Annotated in this window: 15 protein-coding genes; 6 read left to right on the top strand and 9 right to left on the bottom strand. The window is 71.2% G+C overall.

Going from position 1 to position 16964, the window contains the following annotated elements:
- Positions 1-19: 19 nt before the first annotated feature.
- The 6 genes from ACIP8W_RS25680 to ACIP8W_RS25655 form a co-directional block, all read right to left on the bottom strand.
- Positions 20-1426 carry a BNR repeat-containing protein gene (locus ACIP8W_RS25680; protein ID WP_402153813.1) on the bottom strand — a complete coding sequence of 469 codons (1407 nt, stop codon included), beginning with the start codon at positions 1424-1426 and terminating at the stop codon, positions 20-22.
- Positions 1427-1525: 99 nt separating this feature from the next.
- Positions 1526-1846: an L-rhamnose mutarotase gene (locus ACIP8W_RS25675; RefSeq protein ID WP_401957362.1), complete on the bottom strand. Its 321-nt coding sequence runs from the start codon at positions 1844-1846 to the stop codon at positions 1526-1528.
- Between the two features lie 14 nt (positions 1847-1860).
- Positions 1861-2952, bottom strand: a complete 1092-nt coding sequence (rhaS, locus tag ACIP8W_RS25670) for a rhamnose ABC transporter substrate-binding protein (protein WP_402204776.1) — start codon at positions 2950-2952, stop codon at positions 1861-1863.
- Between the two features lie 61 nt (positions 2953-3013).
- A complete protein-coding gene (locus ACIP8W_RS25665; protein ID WP_402204774.1) occupies positions 3014-4084 on the bottom strand; it encodes an ABC transporter permease in 1071 nt (356 codons plus the stop codon).
- Positions 4074-5126 (bottom strand): ABC transporter permease, encoded by a 1053-nt coding sequence (locus ACIP8W_RS25660; protein WP_401957367.1) that lies wholly within the window; start codon positions 5124-5126, stop codon positions 4074-4076. Before ACIP8W_RS25660 ends, ACIP8W_RS25665 begins: the two co-directional genes overlap by 11 nt.
- Positions 5123-6646 (bottom strand): sugar ABC transporter ATP-binding protein, encoded by a 1524-nt coding sequence (locus ACIP8W_RS25655; RefSeq protein WP_402204772.1) that lies wholly within the window; start codon positions 6644-6646, stop codon positions 5123-5125. The genes ACIP8W_RS25660 and ACIP8W_RS25655 overlap by 4 nt, the downstream gene beginning before the upstream one ends.
- 275 nt (positions 6647-6921) lie before the next feature.
- On the opposite strand from ACIP8W_RS25655, the gene rhaI reads away from it, so the two are divergent.
- The 4 genes from rhaI to ACIP8W_RS25635 all read left to right on the top strand — a co-directional run bounded on the left by rhaI (position 6922) and on the right by ACIP8W_RS25635 (position 12885).
- A complete protein-coding gene (gene rhaI, locus ACIP8W_RS25650) occupies positions 6922-8091 on the top strand; it encodes an L-rhamnose isomerase (RefSeq protein ID WP_401957372.1) in 1170 nt (389 codons plus the stop codon).
- Between the two features lie 48 nt (positions 8092-8139).
- The gene (locus ACIP8W_RS25645) at positions 8140-10191 is read left to right on the top strand and encodes a bifunctional aldolase/short-chain dehydrogenase (protein WP_402204829.1); all 2052 of its coding nucleotides are present in this window, start codon (positions 8140-8142) and stop codon (positions 10189-10191) included.
- 84 nt (positions 10192-10275) lie between these two features.
- Positions 10276-11772 (top strand): rhamnulokinase family protein, encoded by a 1497-nt coding sequence (locus tag ACIP8W_RS25640; protein WP_402204770.1) that lies wholly within the window; start codon positions 10276-10278, stop codon positions 11770-11772.
- A 90-nt stretch (positions 11773-11862) separates the two neighbouring features.
- The gene (locus tag ACIP8W_RS25635; protein ID WP_401957375.1) at positions 11863-12885 is read left to right on the top strand and encodes a LacI family DNA-binding transcriptional regulator; all 1023 of its coding nucleotides are present in this window, start codon (positions 11863-11865) and stop codon (positions 12883-12885) included.
- 88 nt (positions 12886-12973) lie between these two features.
- Here ACIP8W_RS25635 and ACIP8W_RS25630 read toward each other — a convergent pair whose 3' ends face one another.
- Positions 12974-13531, bottom strand: a complete 558-nt coding sequence (locus ACIP8W_RS25630) for a GNAT family N-acetyltransferase (RefSeq protein WP_402204768.1) — start codon at positions 13529-13531, stop codon at positions 12974-12976.
- Between the two features lie 173 nt (positions 13532-13704).
- Here ACIP8W_RS25630 and ACIP8W_RS25625 point away from each other — a divergent pair, with 173 nt between their 5' ends.
- Positions 13705-14445 carry a carbonic anhydrase gene (locus ACIP8W_RS25625; protein ID WP_401957380.1) on the top strand — a complete coding sequence of 247 codons (741 nt, stop codon included), beginning with the start codon at positions 13705-13707 and terminating at the stop codon, positions 14443-14445.
- 90 nt (positions 14446-14535) lie between these two features.
- Here ACIP8W_RS25625 and ACIP8W_RS25620 read toward each other — a convergent pair whose 3' ends face one another.
- Together ACIP8W_RS25620 and ACIP8W_RS25615 are read right to left on the bottom strand one after the other, a co-directional pair.
- Positions 14536-15579: a DUF6397 family protein gene (locus tag ACIP8W_RS25620; RefSeq protein WP_402204766.1), complete on the bottom strand. Its 1044-nt coding sequence runs from the start codon at positions 15577-15579 to the stop codon at positions 14536-14538.
- A gap of 120 nt (positions 15580-15699) precedes the next feature.
- Positions 15700-16113: a roadblock/LC7 domain-containing protein gene (locus ACIP8W_RS25615; RefSeq protein WP_401957384.1), complete on the bottom strand. Its 414-nt coding sequence runs from the start codon at positions 16111-16113 to the stop codon at positions 15700-15702.
- Positions 16114-16315: 202 nt separating this feature from the next.
- Here ACIP8W_RS25615 and ACIP8W_RS25610 point away from each other — a divergent pair, with 202 nt between their 5' ends.
- On the top strand, positions 16316-16915 hold the full coding sequence (locus tag ACIP8W_RS25610; RefSeq protein ID WP_402204763.1) for a class I SAM-dependent methyltransferase: 600 nt from the start codon (positions 16316-16318) through the stop codon (positions 16913-16915).
- Positions 16916-16964: the final 49 nt, after the last annotated feature.

The following is a 16964-nucleotide window of genomic DNA, read 5'->3' as shown; positions in this document are numbered from 1 at the left end:
GGTCCTCCGTACGGTCGGTTCAGGACGGGAGCCGGAAGTCGACGACCCTCAGGGGTGAGGGCGTGGTGCCGGTCGACTTCCGCTGGTACATGAACGACAGGACACCGTCCTGGGCCACGCGGGTGTCGTCGACGACGACCTCGCCGAAGGCGTCGAGGCCGCTCCCGTCGAACACGGTCCGCCAGTCGCCGTACCCGGAGGTTCTGGAGGCGGCGACGATCCGTCCGTACGGCATGACGGCGTAGGCGTTGTCGTAGCGGTCGAGGACGAGACGGGTGCGCTGGCTGGAGTTGAGCGGCACCGGTATCTCGGTTTTCCTCCAGGTGCCCGCCGCGTTCCTGAAGAGGTGGAAGGCGCGGCCGTTGGCGGTGCGGTCGGCGACGTAGTCGGTGGTGCACCGGCCGAAGCGGCCGGGGACATAGCTGATGATCGCGTGCGGCAGCCCGGCGGAGTCGGTGGCCTGGCTCTCCTGGTTCATCAGGGAGTGGTCGGGGCCGAGGGGGTCGACGACCGTGCCGGCGGCGCCGACCCCGACGGTGTCGGCGCCGCCGGTGGTGCCGACCCGGGTGCCCGCCGCGTTGCGCCAGGTGCGGCCGCGGTCGGCACTGTAGACGTAGCCGGTGTCGTGGTTGGTGATGCCGCCGCCGTCGCACATGACGGCGTTGCTCTGTTCGCGCCAGGTGTAGAAGGCGTGGAGCCTGCCGTCGACGCCGTAGTCGATGCCGTGGAGGTACATGTTGCGGGCGGTGCTGGAGCCGTGCTCGCTGGTGTACGTACCGGTGGATCCCGACCATTCGCCGAGCGCGGTCCACTTCGTACCGTCGTACTCGGCCAGCGCGTTGCGGCCGTTGCCGGAGATTCCGACGCGGTAGCTGAGCTGGAGGCGGCCCTCGGGGGTGGCGACGAACTGCGGGTAGGTGAACCGGTCGGTGAGCGCGAGCCCGTCGAGGCTGGTCTGTACGGAGCCGAACTGCCCGGTGTTCCAGGCGTGTCCGGCGGGATCGTCGAGGAGTCCGGCGACGGACTTCACGTAGAAGAAGCCGTCGCTGTGCGAGTCCATGTTGATGTGGAGTCTGCCGTCGACGCGGGAGAGGCCCATGGAGATGACGTTGTGCGAGTCGTCGACGGTGAGCCGGTGGGGCAGGCGCGCGGTCTGCCAGGAGGTCGCGCCGAGAGCGCGGCGGGCGAGGACGGCGGTGCGGTCGGTGGTGTACCAGGCGGCGTACTGGTGGCCCCGGTAGGTCAGCAGGCCGTTCTTCTGGAAGGAGTTGTTGTTGACCAGGCCGTCGTACGACACGAAGTAGATCGCCCGGCTGTCGAGTTGGGTGTCGGCGATGCGGGTGACCGAGGGGGCGGGGTCGGCGGCCTGCGCCGTGCCCGTGGCGCCGGGCAGCAGGGCCGCGGCGATCAGCGCGGCGGCCGGCATCGCGAGGGCTGCGGTTCTCAAGTCCATACCTCTTCCGGGCGGGATCCGGTCGTGGATCCGGGAGATTCAGGCGGTTCAGTCGGGATTTCAGGCGGGATTTCAGGCGAGATGGAACACTTCGGCGAGCGGCTTCATCGCCTCGTCCGGCCGGGCGCCGTCGAGGGATTCGAAGAAGGGCGCCATCTCCTGCTGCCAGCGGGCGTTGACCTCGGTGGCCGCCATGGCGGCCTGGGCCTGCTCGAAGTCCGCCGTCTCCAGGTAGCCGACGAGCAGGCCGTCGTCGCGCAGGAAGAGCGAGTAGTTTCCCCAGCCGCACTCCGTCAGGGCCCGGAGCATGTCGGGCCAGACGTCGGCGTGCCGTTCGCGGTATTCGACGATGCGGTCCTGACGTACCTTCAGCAGAAAACAGACGCGTCGCACGAGTGGTCCCCCGCTCAGAAGTCGAAGTTGTCGATGTTCTTCCTGTCGAAGACGGTCGGCTCGCCGAGGATGATCTCGCCGTCCTTGCCGACGGTGTACTCGCCGAGCTTGCCGGCCTTGAACTTCTCGCCCTCGGCGCCGGTGATCTGCCCGGAGGCCAGGGCGGCGGCGGCGTACGAGCCGAGGTAGCCCAGCTCCTCCGGGTTCCACAGGGAGAACTGCGCGACGGTGCCGTCCTTGACGTACTTGCGCATCTGGTTGGGGGTGCCCAGTCCGTTGAGGACGACCTTGCCCTTGTACGAGGAGTCGCTGAGGTAGCGGGCGGCGGCCGCGATACCGACGGTGGTGGGCGAGATGATGCCCTTGAGATCGGGGTAGGCCGCGAGCAGGCCCTGGGTCTGCTGGAAGGACTTCTGGTCCGCGTCGTCCCCGTACGCGACCTTCACGAGCCGCATGTTCTTGTACGGGGGAAGCTTCAGCTCGTCCTTCATGAACTCGATCCAGGTGTTCTGGTTCGTGGCGTTCTGGGTGGCCGAGAGGATCGCGATCCTGCCCCGGTAGCCGATCTGTTCGCCGAGGTGCTGGACGAGGCTGCGGCCGATCTGCTCGGAGCCGGCCTGGTTGATGAAGAGCTGACGGCAGTCCTTGGCGGTGTCGGAGTCGTACGCGACGACCTTGATGCCCTTCTTCATGGCCTGCTTGAGCGGGCCGCACACCGCGTTGGGGTCGTTGGCGGCGATCAGGATGGCGTCCTGGCGCTGCTGGATGAGGGTGTTGATGTAGGAGACCTGGGAGGAGGCGTTGGCGTCGGAGGGGCCGACCTCCTTGCCGGTGGCGCCGTACTCCTCGGCCGCGGTGATGCCCGCCTCGTCGACGATCTTCTCGTACGGGTTGTTGATCTGCTTGGGCAGGAACGCGAGCTTCAGCCCCTTCTTCAGGGGCGCGTCCGGGTTCGCCGCGGCCACGGCGGGGGCGTCCGCGCTCGTGGTGTCCTTCGCCACGCTGTCCTTGGTGGTGCCGGAGCAGGCGGTGAGCACGACGGCGAGGGCGCAGGCAGTGGTGGCGGTGGCGGCCGCGCGGCGTCGGGCAGCGGTACGGATCGGCATGGCGGGTGGTGGCCTTTCACGAGGTTCGGGGGCGGGAACTCGGTGTGCGGGGGCCGGGGATTCAGGCCCCGGGCGGACCGGCGGCTCCCGCCGCGCGCCGGTGCCGGCGTTCGACGACGGTGGCGATGGCCCGGGGGGTGAGGACGGAGGCGACGAGCAGCAGTCCGGTCACGATGACCTGGACCTCGTTGGGTACGTCGTTGAGGGTGAGGAGGTTCTTCAGGACTCCGATGAGCAGCACACCCGCGACCGCGCCGAAGAGGGTGCCCCTGCCGCCGTCGAAGTCGACGCCGCCGAGCAGCACGGAGGCGATGACCAGCATTTCGAAGCCGAGGCCGTTGTCGGCGCGGGCGCTGCCGTACCGGAGGGTGAAGACGATTCCGGCGAAGGCGGAGAACAGGCCGGTGGCCACGAAGAGGATCAGCTTGAAGCGTTTGACCCTGATCCCGGCGAAGTAGGCCGCGTCCTCCTGCGCGCCGATGGCGAACAGCGACCGGCCGAAGGTGGTGGAGTGCAGGAGGACGGCGGTGGCGACGGCCAGCGTGACGAACAGGGCGATGGGGTACGTGATGAAGGTGCCCGGGATGGTCGTGGTGTCCACGGCCCAGGCGGCGTAGGTCTGCGGGAAGTCGGTGACGGCGTCGCTGCCCAGCACGACCGAGGCAAGGCCCCGGTAGAGGGCGAGGGTGCCGATGGTGACGGCGAGCGAGGGCAGCCCGACCCGGGTGACCAGCCAGCCGTTGAGGAGGCCGCCCGCGACACCGACGAGCAGGACGACGGGCACGATCAGCTCGAAGGCCCAGCCCGCGTCCCACAGCGCGCCGGTCAGGGCGGAGCCGAGGCCGAGCATGGAGGCGACGGACAGGTCGACCTGTCCCGCCACCACCAGCAGGGTCATGGGCAGGGCGATCAGGGCGACTTCGGCGATGTCGTTGATGGCGAAGGCGAGGTTCTCGCCGGACGCGAAGCCGTCGGTGGTGGAGAGTCCGACGGCCAGGACGGCCACCAGCAGGGTGCCGACCGCCGTGTCCCAGCGCAGGCCGACAGCCCTGACGCGGTCGCCCGCCGTGGTGGCGCGGGACTCCGACGGCTTCGCGGGGGGCCGTGGCGCGATCCGTGTATCAGGCGCCATGTCGCGCGCTCCTCTTCCTGAGTGCGGCGGTCATGCGCAGGGACACGATCCGGTCGACGCTGATGGCCGCGAGGAGCAGCGCGCCGGTGATGGCGCCCTGCCAGAACGCGTCGACCTTCAGGACGACCAGCGCGCTGCCGATGGTGGTGAGCAGCAGGGCGCCGAGGGCCGCGCCCCACACGGTGCCGGTGCCTCCGGTGATGGCGACACCGCCGACGACCACGGCGCTGACGACGGTGAGTTCCCAGCCGTGGGCGTTGTCGGCGACGACGGTGCCGAAGCGGGCGAGCCACAGGGCTCCGGCGAATCCGGCGACGGCGCCGGAGAAGGCGTACGCGCCGAGGATCCGGCGGCGGATCGGCACTCCGGCGAGCCGGGCCGCCCCGGGGTGGGAGCCGATCGCGTACAGCTCCCGTCCCGCGCGGTAGTTGCGCAGGAAGTACGCGGTGGCGGTGAGCAGGGCGAGGGCGATCAGCGGCAGGTAGGGGATGCCGAGCACGCTGCCGCTGCCCAGCCCGAGGATCGGGTCGGGGACGTCGTTGGCGCTGATCTGCTCGCCCCGCGCCCACCAGTAGTCGAGGCCCTGGATGATGTAGAGCATGCCGAGGGTGACCACGAGCGCCGGGACCCTGCCGAAGCCGACGAGCGCTCCGCTGACCAGTCCGCACACCACGCCGAGGGCGATGCCCAGGAGCATGACGGTGAGAACGCCGTGGTCGGTCCCGGCGACGAACGTGCCGCAGGCGAAGGCGGAGAGCCCGACGACGGAGCCGACCGAGAGGTCGATGTTGCGGGTGACGACGACCACGGACTGGCCGACGGCGAGCAGGACCAGGATGGAGGCGTTCAGGAGGAGGTCCTTGACGCCCTGGTCGTCGAGGAAGCGCGGATTGGCGATCCATGTGGCGAGGATCAGCAGCGCGAGCGCCCCGGCGATGCTGATCTCGCGGGCCCGGAACACCGCGTCGACGAGCGAGCGCGCCGACCGGTCGCCCTTGGCGCCCGGGGCCTCCGGGGCGGGTTTGTCCAGCAGGGCCGTCATGCCGCCGTCCTTTCCGTACGTCCGGTCGCGGCCGCCATCACCGATTCCTCGGTGGCCTCCGCGCGCGGGATCTCGGCGGTGAGCCGGCCGTCGTGCATGACGAGCACCCGGTCGGCCATGCCCAGGACCTCGGGCAGGTCGGAGGAGATCATGAGAACGGCGAGTCCTTCCGCGGCCAGGGAGGAGAGCAGCCGGTGCACCTCCGCCTTCGTCCCGACGTCGATCCCCCGGGTGGGTTCGTCGACGATCAGTACGGTGGGTTCGGTGGCCAGCCACTTGGCGAGGACGACCTTCTGCTGGTTGCCGCCGGAGAGCACCCCGACGGGGTCGGCGAGCCGGTTGTACGTGAGCTGGAGGCGTACGGCCCAGTCGGCGGCCCGGCCGCGCTCCAGGCTCCGGCGCACCAGGCCGCCCCGGCCCAGCCGGTCGAGTCCGGTGAGGCCGATATTCCGTTCGATGGACAGGTCCATCACCAGTCCGCACTGTCTGCGGTCCTCGGGGACGAGGGCGAGTCCGGCGTCCATGGCGGCGGTCGGTGAGCCGGCCGGCAGCGCGCGCCCGTCGACCACGACCTCGCCCGCGTCGGCCCGGTCGACGCCGAAGACGGCCTGGGCCACCTCGCTGCGGCCCGCGCCGACGAGTCCGGCGAGGGCGACGATCTCGCCCCGCCGTACCTCGAAGGAGATGTCCCGGAAGACGCCCTCCCTGGTCAGTCTGCGGACCGACAGGGCGATCCCGCCCACGTCGGCCCGCTGTTCGGGGTACAGCTCGCCGAGGTCGCGGCCGACCATGGAGCGCACCAGGTCGTCCTCGGTCAGTCCGTCGAGCGGCTGGGAGGAGATCCAGCGGCCGTCCCGCAGGGTGGTGACCCGCTGGCAGAGGGCGAAGACCTCCTCCAGCCGGTGGGAGATGAACAGGACGGCGGCGCCCTCGGCCCGCAGGGTCCGTACGACGGAGAAGAGCCGGGCGGTCTCACTGCCCGTCAGCGCCGCGGTGGGCTCGTCCATGATGAGGACGCGCGCGTCGAAGGAGAGCGCCTTGGCGATCTCGACGATCTGCTGGTCGGCGATGGAGAGCCCGCGCGCGGGCCGGTCGGGGTCGAGCTCCACGCCGAGCCGCCTCATCAGGGCGGCGGTGGTCTCCCGCACGGCCTTGCGGTCGATACGGCCCAGAGCCCGGCGGGGCTGACGGCCCATGGAGATGTTCTCGGCGATCGACAGATCGGGGAAGAGCGTCGGCTCCTGGTAGATGACGGCGATACCGGCGTCCCGGGCGTCGGCCGGGCCGTGGAAGACCACCGGCGCGCCGTCGAGCAGCACTTCTCCGGTGTCGGGCCGGTGCACTCCGGCGAGTGTCTTGATGAGGGTGGACTTGCCGGCGCCGTTCTCCCCGGCGAGGGCGTGTGCCTCCCCGGGGAACAGGCTCAGGGAGACGTCCCGCAGGGCCCGTACGGCACCGAAGGACTTGCTCACGTCCTTGAGCGCCAGGACCGGGGCGGGCCCTGTGACGGGCTGGTTCATGAGGGCTCCTCAGCAGCGATGGCCGATCACACCACCCGCCGTGAAAGGTTTCAAAGAAGTTCCACGGAAGCTAAACGGCGACAGGCGGTGACGTCAATGGAGTACGCATGACATTTTCGGTGGACTCCCCAAGGGGCTTTACCGGAGAGGGAGCAGGTGGTGCGCGGAGGGTTGACACACGTTGCCCCCTCCCATAACTTCACCGCGATGAAACGATTCACAAGAATCGCGGCACCGACTCGCCCGGCGAGTCCGCATCACGGGAGCGCTGAGAGATGACGGGTCGCACCGCCGTGTCCGCTGTGAAGGCGGCACTGAAGTCACAGGTCGTCGAGACGCCGTCATGGGCGTTCGGGAACTCCGGGACGCGATTCAAGGTGTTCACGCAGCCGGGCGTGCCACGGACCCCGCAGGAGAAGCTGGCGGACGCCGCCCGGGTGCACGCGCACACGGGCGTGGCGCCGACGGTCGCCCTGCACATCCCCTGGGACCGGGTGGACGACTACGCCGGCCTGGCCGAGGAGGCGCGGGGGCTGGGGCTGCGTATCGGGGCGATCAACTCCAATGTGTTCCAGGACGACGACTACAAGCTCGGCTCCGTCACCCATCCGGACGCCGCCGTGCGCCGCAAGGCGCTGGGGCATCTGCTGGAGTGCGTGGACGTCATGGACGCCACCGGGTCGCGCGATCTGAAGCTGTGGTTCTCGGACGGGATCAACTACCCGGGCCAGGACGACATCTCGGCGCGTCAGGGACGGCTCGCCGAGGCCCTGTCCGCGGTGTACGAGCGGCTCGGCGCGGACCAGCGGATGCTGCTGGAGTACAAGCTGTTCGAGCCCGCCTTCTACGCGACGGACGTGCCGGACTGGGGCACCGCCTATCTGCACTGTCTCAAACTGGGCCAGAAGGCCCAGGTGGTCGTGGACACCGGGCACCACGCGCCGGGCACCAACATCGAGTTCATCGTCGCGACACTGCTGCGGGAGAAGAAGCTCGGCGGATTCGACTTCAACTCGCGCTTCTACGCCGACGACGACCTGATGGCCGGGGCGGCCGACCCCTTCCAGCTGTTCCGGATCATGTACGAGGTGACCAGGGGCGGCGGTTTCACCTCGGGGACGGCGTTCATGCTCGACCAGTGCCACAACATCGAGGAGAAGATCCCCGCGATCATCCGCTCGGTGATGAACGTCCAGGAAGCCACCGCCAAGGCCCTGTTGGTGGACGCGGACGCGCTGGACGCGGCCCAGCGCTCCGGGGACGTCCTGGCGGCCAACGCGGTGATCATGGACGCCTACAACACCGATGTACGCCCGCTGGTGGCCGAGACCCGCGACGAACTGGGCGCGGACGCCGATCCCGTCGCCGCGTACCACGCCTCCGGCTACGGCAAGAAGATCGCCGCCGAGCGGGTCGGCGGCACCCAGGCCGGCTGGGGAGCCTGAGCCTTCGCCCCGTACATCCGTCAGAACCGCACCTCACCGAGGGACATGATGACCGACCAGCCCCGCCTCCACCCCGAGGCCGCGCACCTGCTCGCCCGTTCGCACCGGCTCGGCGCCGATCCGCGCAACACCAACTACGCCGGTGGCAACACCTCCGCCAAGGGCTCCGCCACCGACCCCGTGACCGGCGACGATGTCGAACTGATGTGGGTCAAGGGATCCGGCGGGGATCTGGGCACCCTGACGGCGGGCGGACTGGCCGCGCTGCGCGTCGACCGGCTGCGCGCGCTGACCGGGGTCTATCCGGGGGTCGAGCGCGAGGACGAGATGGTCGCCGCGTTCGACTACTGCCTGCACGGCAAGGGCGGGGCCGCCCCGTCCATCGACACCGCGATGCACGGGCTGGTCGACGCCCCGCACGTGGACCATCTGCACCCCGACTCGGGGATCGCGCTGGCCTGCGCGGCCGACGGCGAGAAGCTGACGGCCGAGTGCTTCGGCGACACGGTGGTCTGGGTGCCCTGGCGGCGGCCCGGCTTCCAGCTCGGGCTGGACATCGCCGCGGTCAAGGAGGCCAACCCGCGGGCGATCGGCTGTGTGCTCGGCGGCCATGGCATCACGGCCTGGGGCGCCACCTCCGAGGAGTGCGAGCGCAACTCCCTGCACATCATCCGGACCGCCGAGGCGTTCCTCGCCGAGCGCGGCACGGCCGAGCCCTTCGGTCCCGTACTGCCGGGGTACGAGCCGCCGGCCGAGGCGAGGCGGCGGGCGAAGGCCGCCGCGCTCGCCCCGCTGATCCGCGGTCTCGCCTCCACCGACCGGCCCCAGGTCGGCCACTTCTGCGACGCCTCGCCGGTGCTGGACTTCCTCTCCCGCGCGGAGCACGGGCGGCTGGCGGCGCTGGGCACCTCCTGCCCCGACCACTTCCTGCGCACCAAGGTCCGCCCGCTGGTCGTCGACCTGCCCGCCGACGCCCCGCTGGAGGAGGTACGGGAGCGGCTGGCCGCCCTGCACACCGCGTACCGCGAGGAGTACCGCGCGTACTACGAGCGCCACGCGGTGCCCGGCTCGCCGCCGATGCGCGGCGCCGACCCGGCGATCGTGCTGGTGCCGGGGGTGGGCATGTTCTCCTTCGGCAAGGACAAGCAGACCGCCCGGGTGGCCGGCGAGTTCTATCTCAACGCCATCAAGGTGATGCACGGCGCCGAGGCCGTCTCCTCGTACGCGCCCATCGAGGAGTCCGAGAAGTTCCGCATCGAGTACTGGGAGCTGGAGGAGGCCAAGCTGCGCCGGATGCCGGCCCCGAAGCCGCTGGCCGCCCGGGTCGCGCTGGTGACGGGGGCGGGCTCGGGGATCGGCAGGGCCATCGCGCACCGGCTGGCCGCCGAGGGCGCCTGTGTGGTGGTCGCGGACCTCAACACGGAGGGCGCGGCGACGGTCGCCGAGGAGCTGGGCGGGCCGGACCGGGCGGTCGCGGTGACCGTCGACGTCAGGGACGAGGAGGCCATCGCGGCGGCGTTCGACGCGGCGACGCTGGCCTTCGGCGGGGTGGACCTGGTCGTCAACAACGCCGGGATCTCGATCTCCAAGCCGCTGCTGGAGACGACCGCGAGGGACTGGGACCTCCAGCACGACATCATGGCGCGCGGTTCCTTCCTGGTGTCCCGCGAGGCCGCCCGGGTGATGACCGCGCAGGGGTTCGGCGGGGACATCGTCTACATCGCTTCCAAGAACGCGGTGTTCGCGGGCCCCAACAACATCGCCTACTCCGCGACCAAGGCCGACCAGGCCCATCAGGTACGGCTGCTCGCGGCCGAACTGGGCGGGGCCGGGATCCGGGTCAACGGCGTCAACCCCGACGGGGTGGTACGCGGTTCCGGGATCTTCGCGGGTGGCTGGGGCGCGGAGCGCGCGGCGGTGTACGGCGTACCGGAGGAGAAGCTCGGCGAGTTCTACGCACAGCGGACGATCCTCAAGCGCGAGGTGCTGCCCGAACATGTGGCCAACGCGGTGTTCGTCCTCACGGGCGGCGAGCTGAGCCATACGACGGGGCTGCACATCCCGGTGGACGCGGGGGTCCCGGCGGCGTTCCTGCGCTGACCCCCGGGGAGCGGGCCGGACCGGCCCGCTCCCCCTCCCACTCCTCCCTTTCCGTTTCCTTCCCGAGGTCCCACGAGGTCAGTCGTGTCACTCGCCGAACCGCTCCCCTTCGCCGCCGTCGATCTCGGCGCGTCCAGCGGCCGTGTCATAGTCGGCCATGTCTCCGGCCGGGGCGCCGGCACCCTGCGCCTGGACGAGGTGCACCGGTTCCCCAACCGCCCGGTGCGGGTCGCGGGCACCCTGCACTGGGACATCCTGGCGCTGTACGACGGGGTGCTGAGCGGGCTGCGGGCCGCGGGCACGGTGGCCGGGCGCGCGCCGGCGAGCGTCGGCATCGACACCTGGGCGGTGGACTACGGACTGCTCGACGCGTCGGGGGCGCTGCTCGGCAATCCGGTGCACTACCGCGACACCCGCACCGAGGGCGAGGCGGAGAAGGCCGCCGCCCTGCTGCCGCCGGACGCGCTCTACGCGGCGACGGGCCTGCAGTACCTGCCGTTCAACACGGTGTACCAGCTCACCGCCGCGCAGGGCAGTCCCGCGCTCGACGCCGCGCGCCGGCTGCTGCTGATCCCCGATCTGATCGCGTACTGGCTGACTGGCGAGGCCGGTACGGAAGTCACCAACGCCTCCACCACACAGCTCATCGACCCCCGTACCCGCGACTGGTCCCGGCCGGTGGCCGAGGCGCTCGGGATCGATCTGTCGCTGTTCGCGCCGCTGCGCGGGCCCGGCGATCCGGCGGGCCTGCTGCTGCCCGGGGTGCTGGCGGAGACGGGGCTGCGCGGTCCGGTGCCGGTGACGGCGGTCGGCTCCCATGACACGGCCTCCGCGATCGCCGCCGTCCCCGCCGCCGGGGACCGCTTCGCCTATATCGCCACCGGCACCTGGTCGCTGGCCGGACTCGAGCTGGACGCCCCCGTGCTCACGGAGGAGAGCAGGCTGGCCAACTTCACCAATGAGCTGGGGGTGGACGGCACCGTCCGCTATCTGCGCAACATCATGGGGCTGTGGCTGCTCCAGGAGTGCCTGCGCGCCTGGGAGGCCGAGGGCACGCCCCAGCGGCTGGACCGGCTGCTGGCCGAGGCCGCCGATGTCCCCGCGCTGCGGGCGTTCGTCGACGCCGGCGATCCGGCGTTCCTCGCGCCGGGGGACATGCCGCGCCGGATCGCGAACGCCTGCCGGCGCACCGGGGGAACGGTCCCCGAGAGCCCCGCCGAGATCACCCGTTGTGTCCTCGACTCCCTGGCCCTCGCGCACCGGCGGGCGATCGAGGACGCGCAGCGGCTGTCCGGCCGGACCGTGGACACCGTGCACATCGTCGGCGGCGGCGCGCACAACGAACTGCTGTGCCGGCTCACCGCCGACGCCTGTGGCCTGCCCGTCGTGGCAGGGCCCGCGGAGGCGGCGGCCCTCGGCAACGTACTCGTCCAGGCCCGTGCGGCGGGCGTGGCCGGGGTCGGGGGCGGGCTCGCCGAGCTGCGCGCCCTGCTCCGCGCCACGCTGGAGCCACGCGTCCACCGGCCCGCCACCGACCGGCCCACCCGGGACGCCTGGGACCGGGCGGCCGCGCGGATCTGACCGTACGGGCACATCCGCGCAGCCGTACCCCCGATATGATGGTTCACCCGGTCGGGGCAGTTTCGAGATGTGACAGAACAGGCAGGACGCGTGGCGCAGACCGTCGGCATCAAGGACGTGGCCAGACTGGCCGGTGTCTCGGTCGGCACGGTCTCGAACGTGCTGAACCGCCCGGAAAAGGTGTCCGAACCCACCCGGGTGCGAGTCAGGGCCGTCATAGACCAGCTCGGTTTCGTACGGAGCGAGACGGCCCGGCAGCTGAGGATCGGCACGAGCCGCATTCTGGCCATTCTGGTGCTCGACATGGGCAACCCCTTCTTCGTCGCGGTCGCCAAGGGCGCGGAGCGCGCGGCCCGGGAGGCGGGGCTGGGGGTGATGCTCTGCAACAGCGCGGGGAGCATCGCCGAGGAGGCGGAGTATCTGTCGCTCTTCGCCGAACAGCGGGTGCGCGGGGTGTTGCTCACCCCGGCGGATGCGACGGGCCGCAATGTGCGGGACTTCGCGCGCCGGGACATCCCGTTCGTCCATGTGGACCGGGCGGTGCCCGCCGCCGAGGGGTGCTCGGTCTCGGTGGACGATGTGGCCGGTGGCGCGCTCGCGGTCCGGCATCTGCTGGCCGCCGGGCACCGTTCGGTGACCTACATCAGCGGCCCGATGTCCCTGCCCCAGTGCCGGGACCGCCACAGCGGCGCGCTGACGGCCCTGCGCGAGGCCGGACTGCCCCCCGAGGCGCTGCGCCATGTGGAGTCCGCCCGGCTGGACGTCGCCTCCGGTATCGACGCGGGGGCCCGGCTGCTGGGTCTGGCCGAACGCCCCACCGCCGTCTTCTGCGCCAACGACCTGCTCGCGCTGGGTGTGCTCCAGGCCATGTACGGGGCCGGGGTCGACGTACCGGGCGATGTGTCGATCGTCGGCTACGACGACATCGAGTTCGCGGCCGCGGCCGTCGTACCACTCACTTCGGTACGACAGCCGGCGGACGCGATGGGACGGGTGGCGGCGGAGATGCTGATGGAGGAGACGGGCCCGGAGGCGGAGCACCACACACACCGCTCGGTGGTGCTCCAGCCCGAACTGGTGGTACGAAGCTCCACCCGCCGCCTGGAGCACTGAACGGGGGGCCTCCCCTCCCCTCCCCTCCCCCCTCCCCCTCCCCCCCTTCTTCAGTGCCCCTGGCCCGCCCCGCCGAATGGGGAACCGGTCAGTTCGGGGCCGCGTAGCAGTGGACCGTGACTGTCTGGTCCGGGCTCCAGGTCTGGTCGACGGTGGCCAGCAGGTCCCAGCCGAGGCATTCGTAGAGTGCCGCCGCCGCGGTGTCGGAGGCGACGACGTCCAGGACGGGATGCAGGCCGCGCTGTCTGGCCTCCTTGTCCGCACGGGACATCAGCAGCGCGCCGATGCCGTGGCCGCGCGCCGACGGCGAGACGAACAAACGGCTCACCACCGCGGTATCACCGGCGTCCCGGTCCGTGTCCCCGTCCGCGCCGCCGCTCCACAGCGCGGGGGCGAGATCGTCCTCGCCCGCCGGGGACAGCGCCAGATGGCCGACGATCCGGCCGTCCAACTCGGCCACCCAGGCGGCGAGCTGTCCGTCCCCCACCAGCCAATCGGCGGGGGAATCAGGCCAGTTCACCGGATAGCCGTCGTCCTGGTGCACCTCGGCCAGCACCCGCACGCACTCGTCGAGATCTTCCCCGTCACGTTGCCGGATCTCGCACACGGGGATCTCTGCGGCCTTCGGCACAGTCTGTCGATTCACCGAACCATGCAATCACAGCCAGGCAGTTGCGCCTCCTTCTCCATAAACCTGCGATCGGATACAAGGCGAGTACTCGCCGTTCCGCTGGTGCCCGAGTGGTGATTGATTCAAGATCGAGTCAAAAATCGCCAATGGGAAGTGATGGCCAAAGTTGTCACGGCTAGTCTCCGGCCGTGAGATTGAGCAGACAGGCACGTACCTCCCCCATCGCCATCGGCACACCCCGCCGTTCACTACTGCGCGCGGCCCTCGCGGGGACCGCCGCCACCGCCGGGGTAGCGCTCGCCGCACCGGTCGCGAGCGCCGCCCCCACCCCCCGGCCCGCTCGCCCGGCCACCCCGGACGAAGCCCTGCGAGAGCTGGCGGAGGGCAATCGCCGCTGGCGGACCTTCCGCGAGCAGCATCCCCACGAGACGGAGACCGTACGGCACGCTCTCGTGTCGGGCCAGCATCCCTTCGCCGTCGTGCTCGGGTGCATAGATTCCCGGGTTCCTCCGGAGCTGGCCTTCGATCAGGGGCTCGGCGATCTGATGACCGTGCGCTCGGCCGGCGAGGTGCTGGACGAGGCCATCCTCGGCAGCATCAGCTACGGCGTGCTGGAGCTGGGCGTTCCGCTGGTCCTGGTCCTCGGCCACCAGTCGTGCGGCGCGGTCGCCGCGGCGGTGGAGGCGGACGAGACGGGCCACGAACTCCCGAACCATATCCAGTATCTGGCCGACCAGATCCGGCCCGCGATCGACCACACCAAGCAGGGCGCCGAACGGATCGACTCCACGGTGAGCGCCCAGGTCGCACTGGTCCGGTCCCGGCTCGCCGCGGAGCCCGACCTCGCGGACAAGGTGGACCAGGGCAAGCTGGCCATCGTCGGGGCCCGCTACGAACTGACCACCCAGCGCGTCCACCTGCTCGACTAACCGCACCACCGACAACCGGTCGGCCGCGCCGCCCGCCTCCGCCGCCCCGTCCCCGGGGCGGCGGGCCGCGGACCACGCCGGAGCCCGCCCTCATCCGCCCGCCCCGAGCCCCGGATCGTCGCCCCTTCTGTTCCACAGCCGGGCCAGCAGCCTCTTGCGGCCACCCCCCGGCGGTGGCCCGGACGACCCCGCCGGACGCGGCACACCCGCATCGGGGCGCGGGGCCCGCCGTACCACCCTGGCCTCCGTCAACAGGGTGCCGAGGCTCGACAGATGCCATTGGATCTCATCGGGGTTGTCCGCCGTCAGCAGGCGCTCCATCGCCGCCCGCGCGGCCTCCGACCCCGGTGCGCCCGGGGCGAGATCGGGGCGCAGCCGGGCCAGATACGCCCGCTCGAACGGGTCCGGTACCAGCTCGGCGAGGTCCGCCGGGGCGAGCACACAGCTCACCACGGCCGCCCTCTCCCAGGGATCCTCGCGCTCGTGCAGCAACTGGCCGATACGCCGTCCGCGCCAGTTGCGCGGACGGCAGTCCTCCCCCGCGTCGGCTTCGGCGCAGAGGGCTTTGGGCATCCGGCCGGTGAGCAGTAGGGGCTCCCGGTCCGCGAACTCCGTCAGCTCGTCCGCCAGATACAGCCACACGACCACCCGGTACCGGTTGAGGTAGAAGCGGACGGGAGCGAAGAATCCCGCCTTGGCCAGCCGGGTGAAGCGGCCGGGGCTGACCGGCATCAGCTTCGCGCCCTCGGCCGTGCCCACTGTCCTCACTCGCTCGCGGAGCGCGTCCGGGAAACCCTCCGCCGACTTCAGCCGGTCGATCTCCTCCTGGGTGACCCTCCGTCGGCCGCCGACCGCCCCCGCGGTGGTGCGGATGTGTCCCAGCTGCGCGGCAAGCTCGAACTCCCCGCGCCTCAGCTCCAGTTCCTGTGCCGCCCGGTTGACTCCGACGCTCGGCGGTTCCGTCCGGCCCTGGGCGCGAGCCGGTCCCGGGCGCTGCCCCGGGCCCGACTCCGATCCGCGCTCCTGTCCCGGAGCCCGGTCCTCGTACCGTGTCCGACGCTCGTCCCGTGTCCGGGTCTCACGCTGCGCCCGGTCCTCGTACCGTGTCCGGGTCTGTGTGCCGCTGATGGACATAACGGTCCTCCCCCGTGAGGTTCAACTACTCTCGGTGACGACCGTAGCCCGACAGCGCCCTTTCCCGCTCGGCCTGTGGATAACTTACGGCGGACGGCTCGCGCCGGGCGGAAGTCGGCCTCAGAGGCCACTCAGCGTGGTGCGGCCGGGCTGGCGCGCCGCGACTCCGAGGTGTTCTCCCACTCTGTTGACCAGCAGCGTCATCTCATAGGCGACCTGGCCGACGTCAGCCTCGGCCGACGTCAACACGCACAGGCAGCTACCGTCTCCCGCCGCCGTGACGAACAGGAGCGCCTCGTCGAACTCGACCATGGTCTGACGGGCCTGGCCCGCCCGGAAGTGCCGCCCGGATCCCCGTGCGAGGCTGTGCAGCCCCGAGGAGACAGCCGCGAGATGCTCCGCGTCCTCGCGGGCGAGTCCCGAGCTGGCTCCCGTCACCAGGCCGTCGTTGGACAGCACCAGCGCGTGCGTGATGTGTTCGACCCGTTCGGTCAGATCATCCAGCAGCCAGTCAAGACCCTTTTCGAGTGGCATTGCCGTTCCTTTCCGCTCATACGTTCCCGTGTCCCCAACGCCTGTAGCCTTCCGCACCGGCCGTGCCCGGGGCAAGCGGCGACCTGCGCGGCACCACTCCGGAGCGGCCCGGGGGTGCCCGGAGCCCCACGTCGCGCCGGATCTCCGGGGGATGGAAACACGGGCGTGGCGACAAACATGAGCGTCGCGGGATCATGTCTTCATGGCCCATGACCACACACAGGTACAGGAATTCTTCGGCGCTCGGGCGGCCGGCTGGGACCGCCGCTTCTCCGGCGACGGCCCGGCCTACGCCACCGCCGTCGCCGGCCTCGGGCTGCGCCCCGGCGACGCCGTCCTGGACGCGGGATGCGGAACGGGTCGCGCGCTGCCGCCCCTGCGGGAGGCGGTGGGCGCGCACGGTACGGTGCTGGGCGCCGATCTGACCCCGGAGATGCTCGACGAGGCGGTACGGGCGGGCCGTTGGCGCAGCGGGCGGCTGCTGCTCGCCGATGTGGCCAGGTTGCCGGTGCGCTCGTCCGCGCTCGACGCGGTCTTCGGCGCGGGGCTGATCTCGCATCTTCCGCGACCCGCCGAGAATCTGCGGGAGTTGGCCAGGGTGGTACGGCCCGGCGGGCGGCTGGCGCTCTTCCATCCCCTCGGGCGGGCCGCGCTGGCCGCGCGGCAGGGCCGGCGGATCACGGACGACGATCTGCGCGCCGAGCCCAATCTCCGGCCGCTGCTGGCCAGTTCGGGCTGGCGGCTGGTGTCGTACAGCGATGTGGATTCCCGTTTTCTGGCGCTCGCCGTCCGGCAGGGGTGAACCGTCCCGGAACGGAGTGGTTCTGGTGCTGGAGCGCGGAGCGTTTCTC

Source organism: Streptomyces sp. NPDC088554 (genome assembly GCF_044752945.1).
In the GTDB taxonomy this organism is placed as follows: Bacteria; Actinomycetota; Actinomycetes; order Streptomycetales; family Streptomycetaceae; genus Streptomyces.
This window is presented reverse-complemented; position numbering and strand designations above follow the sequence as displayed.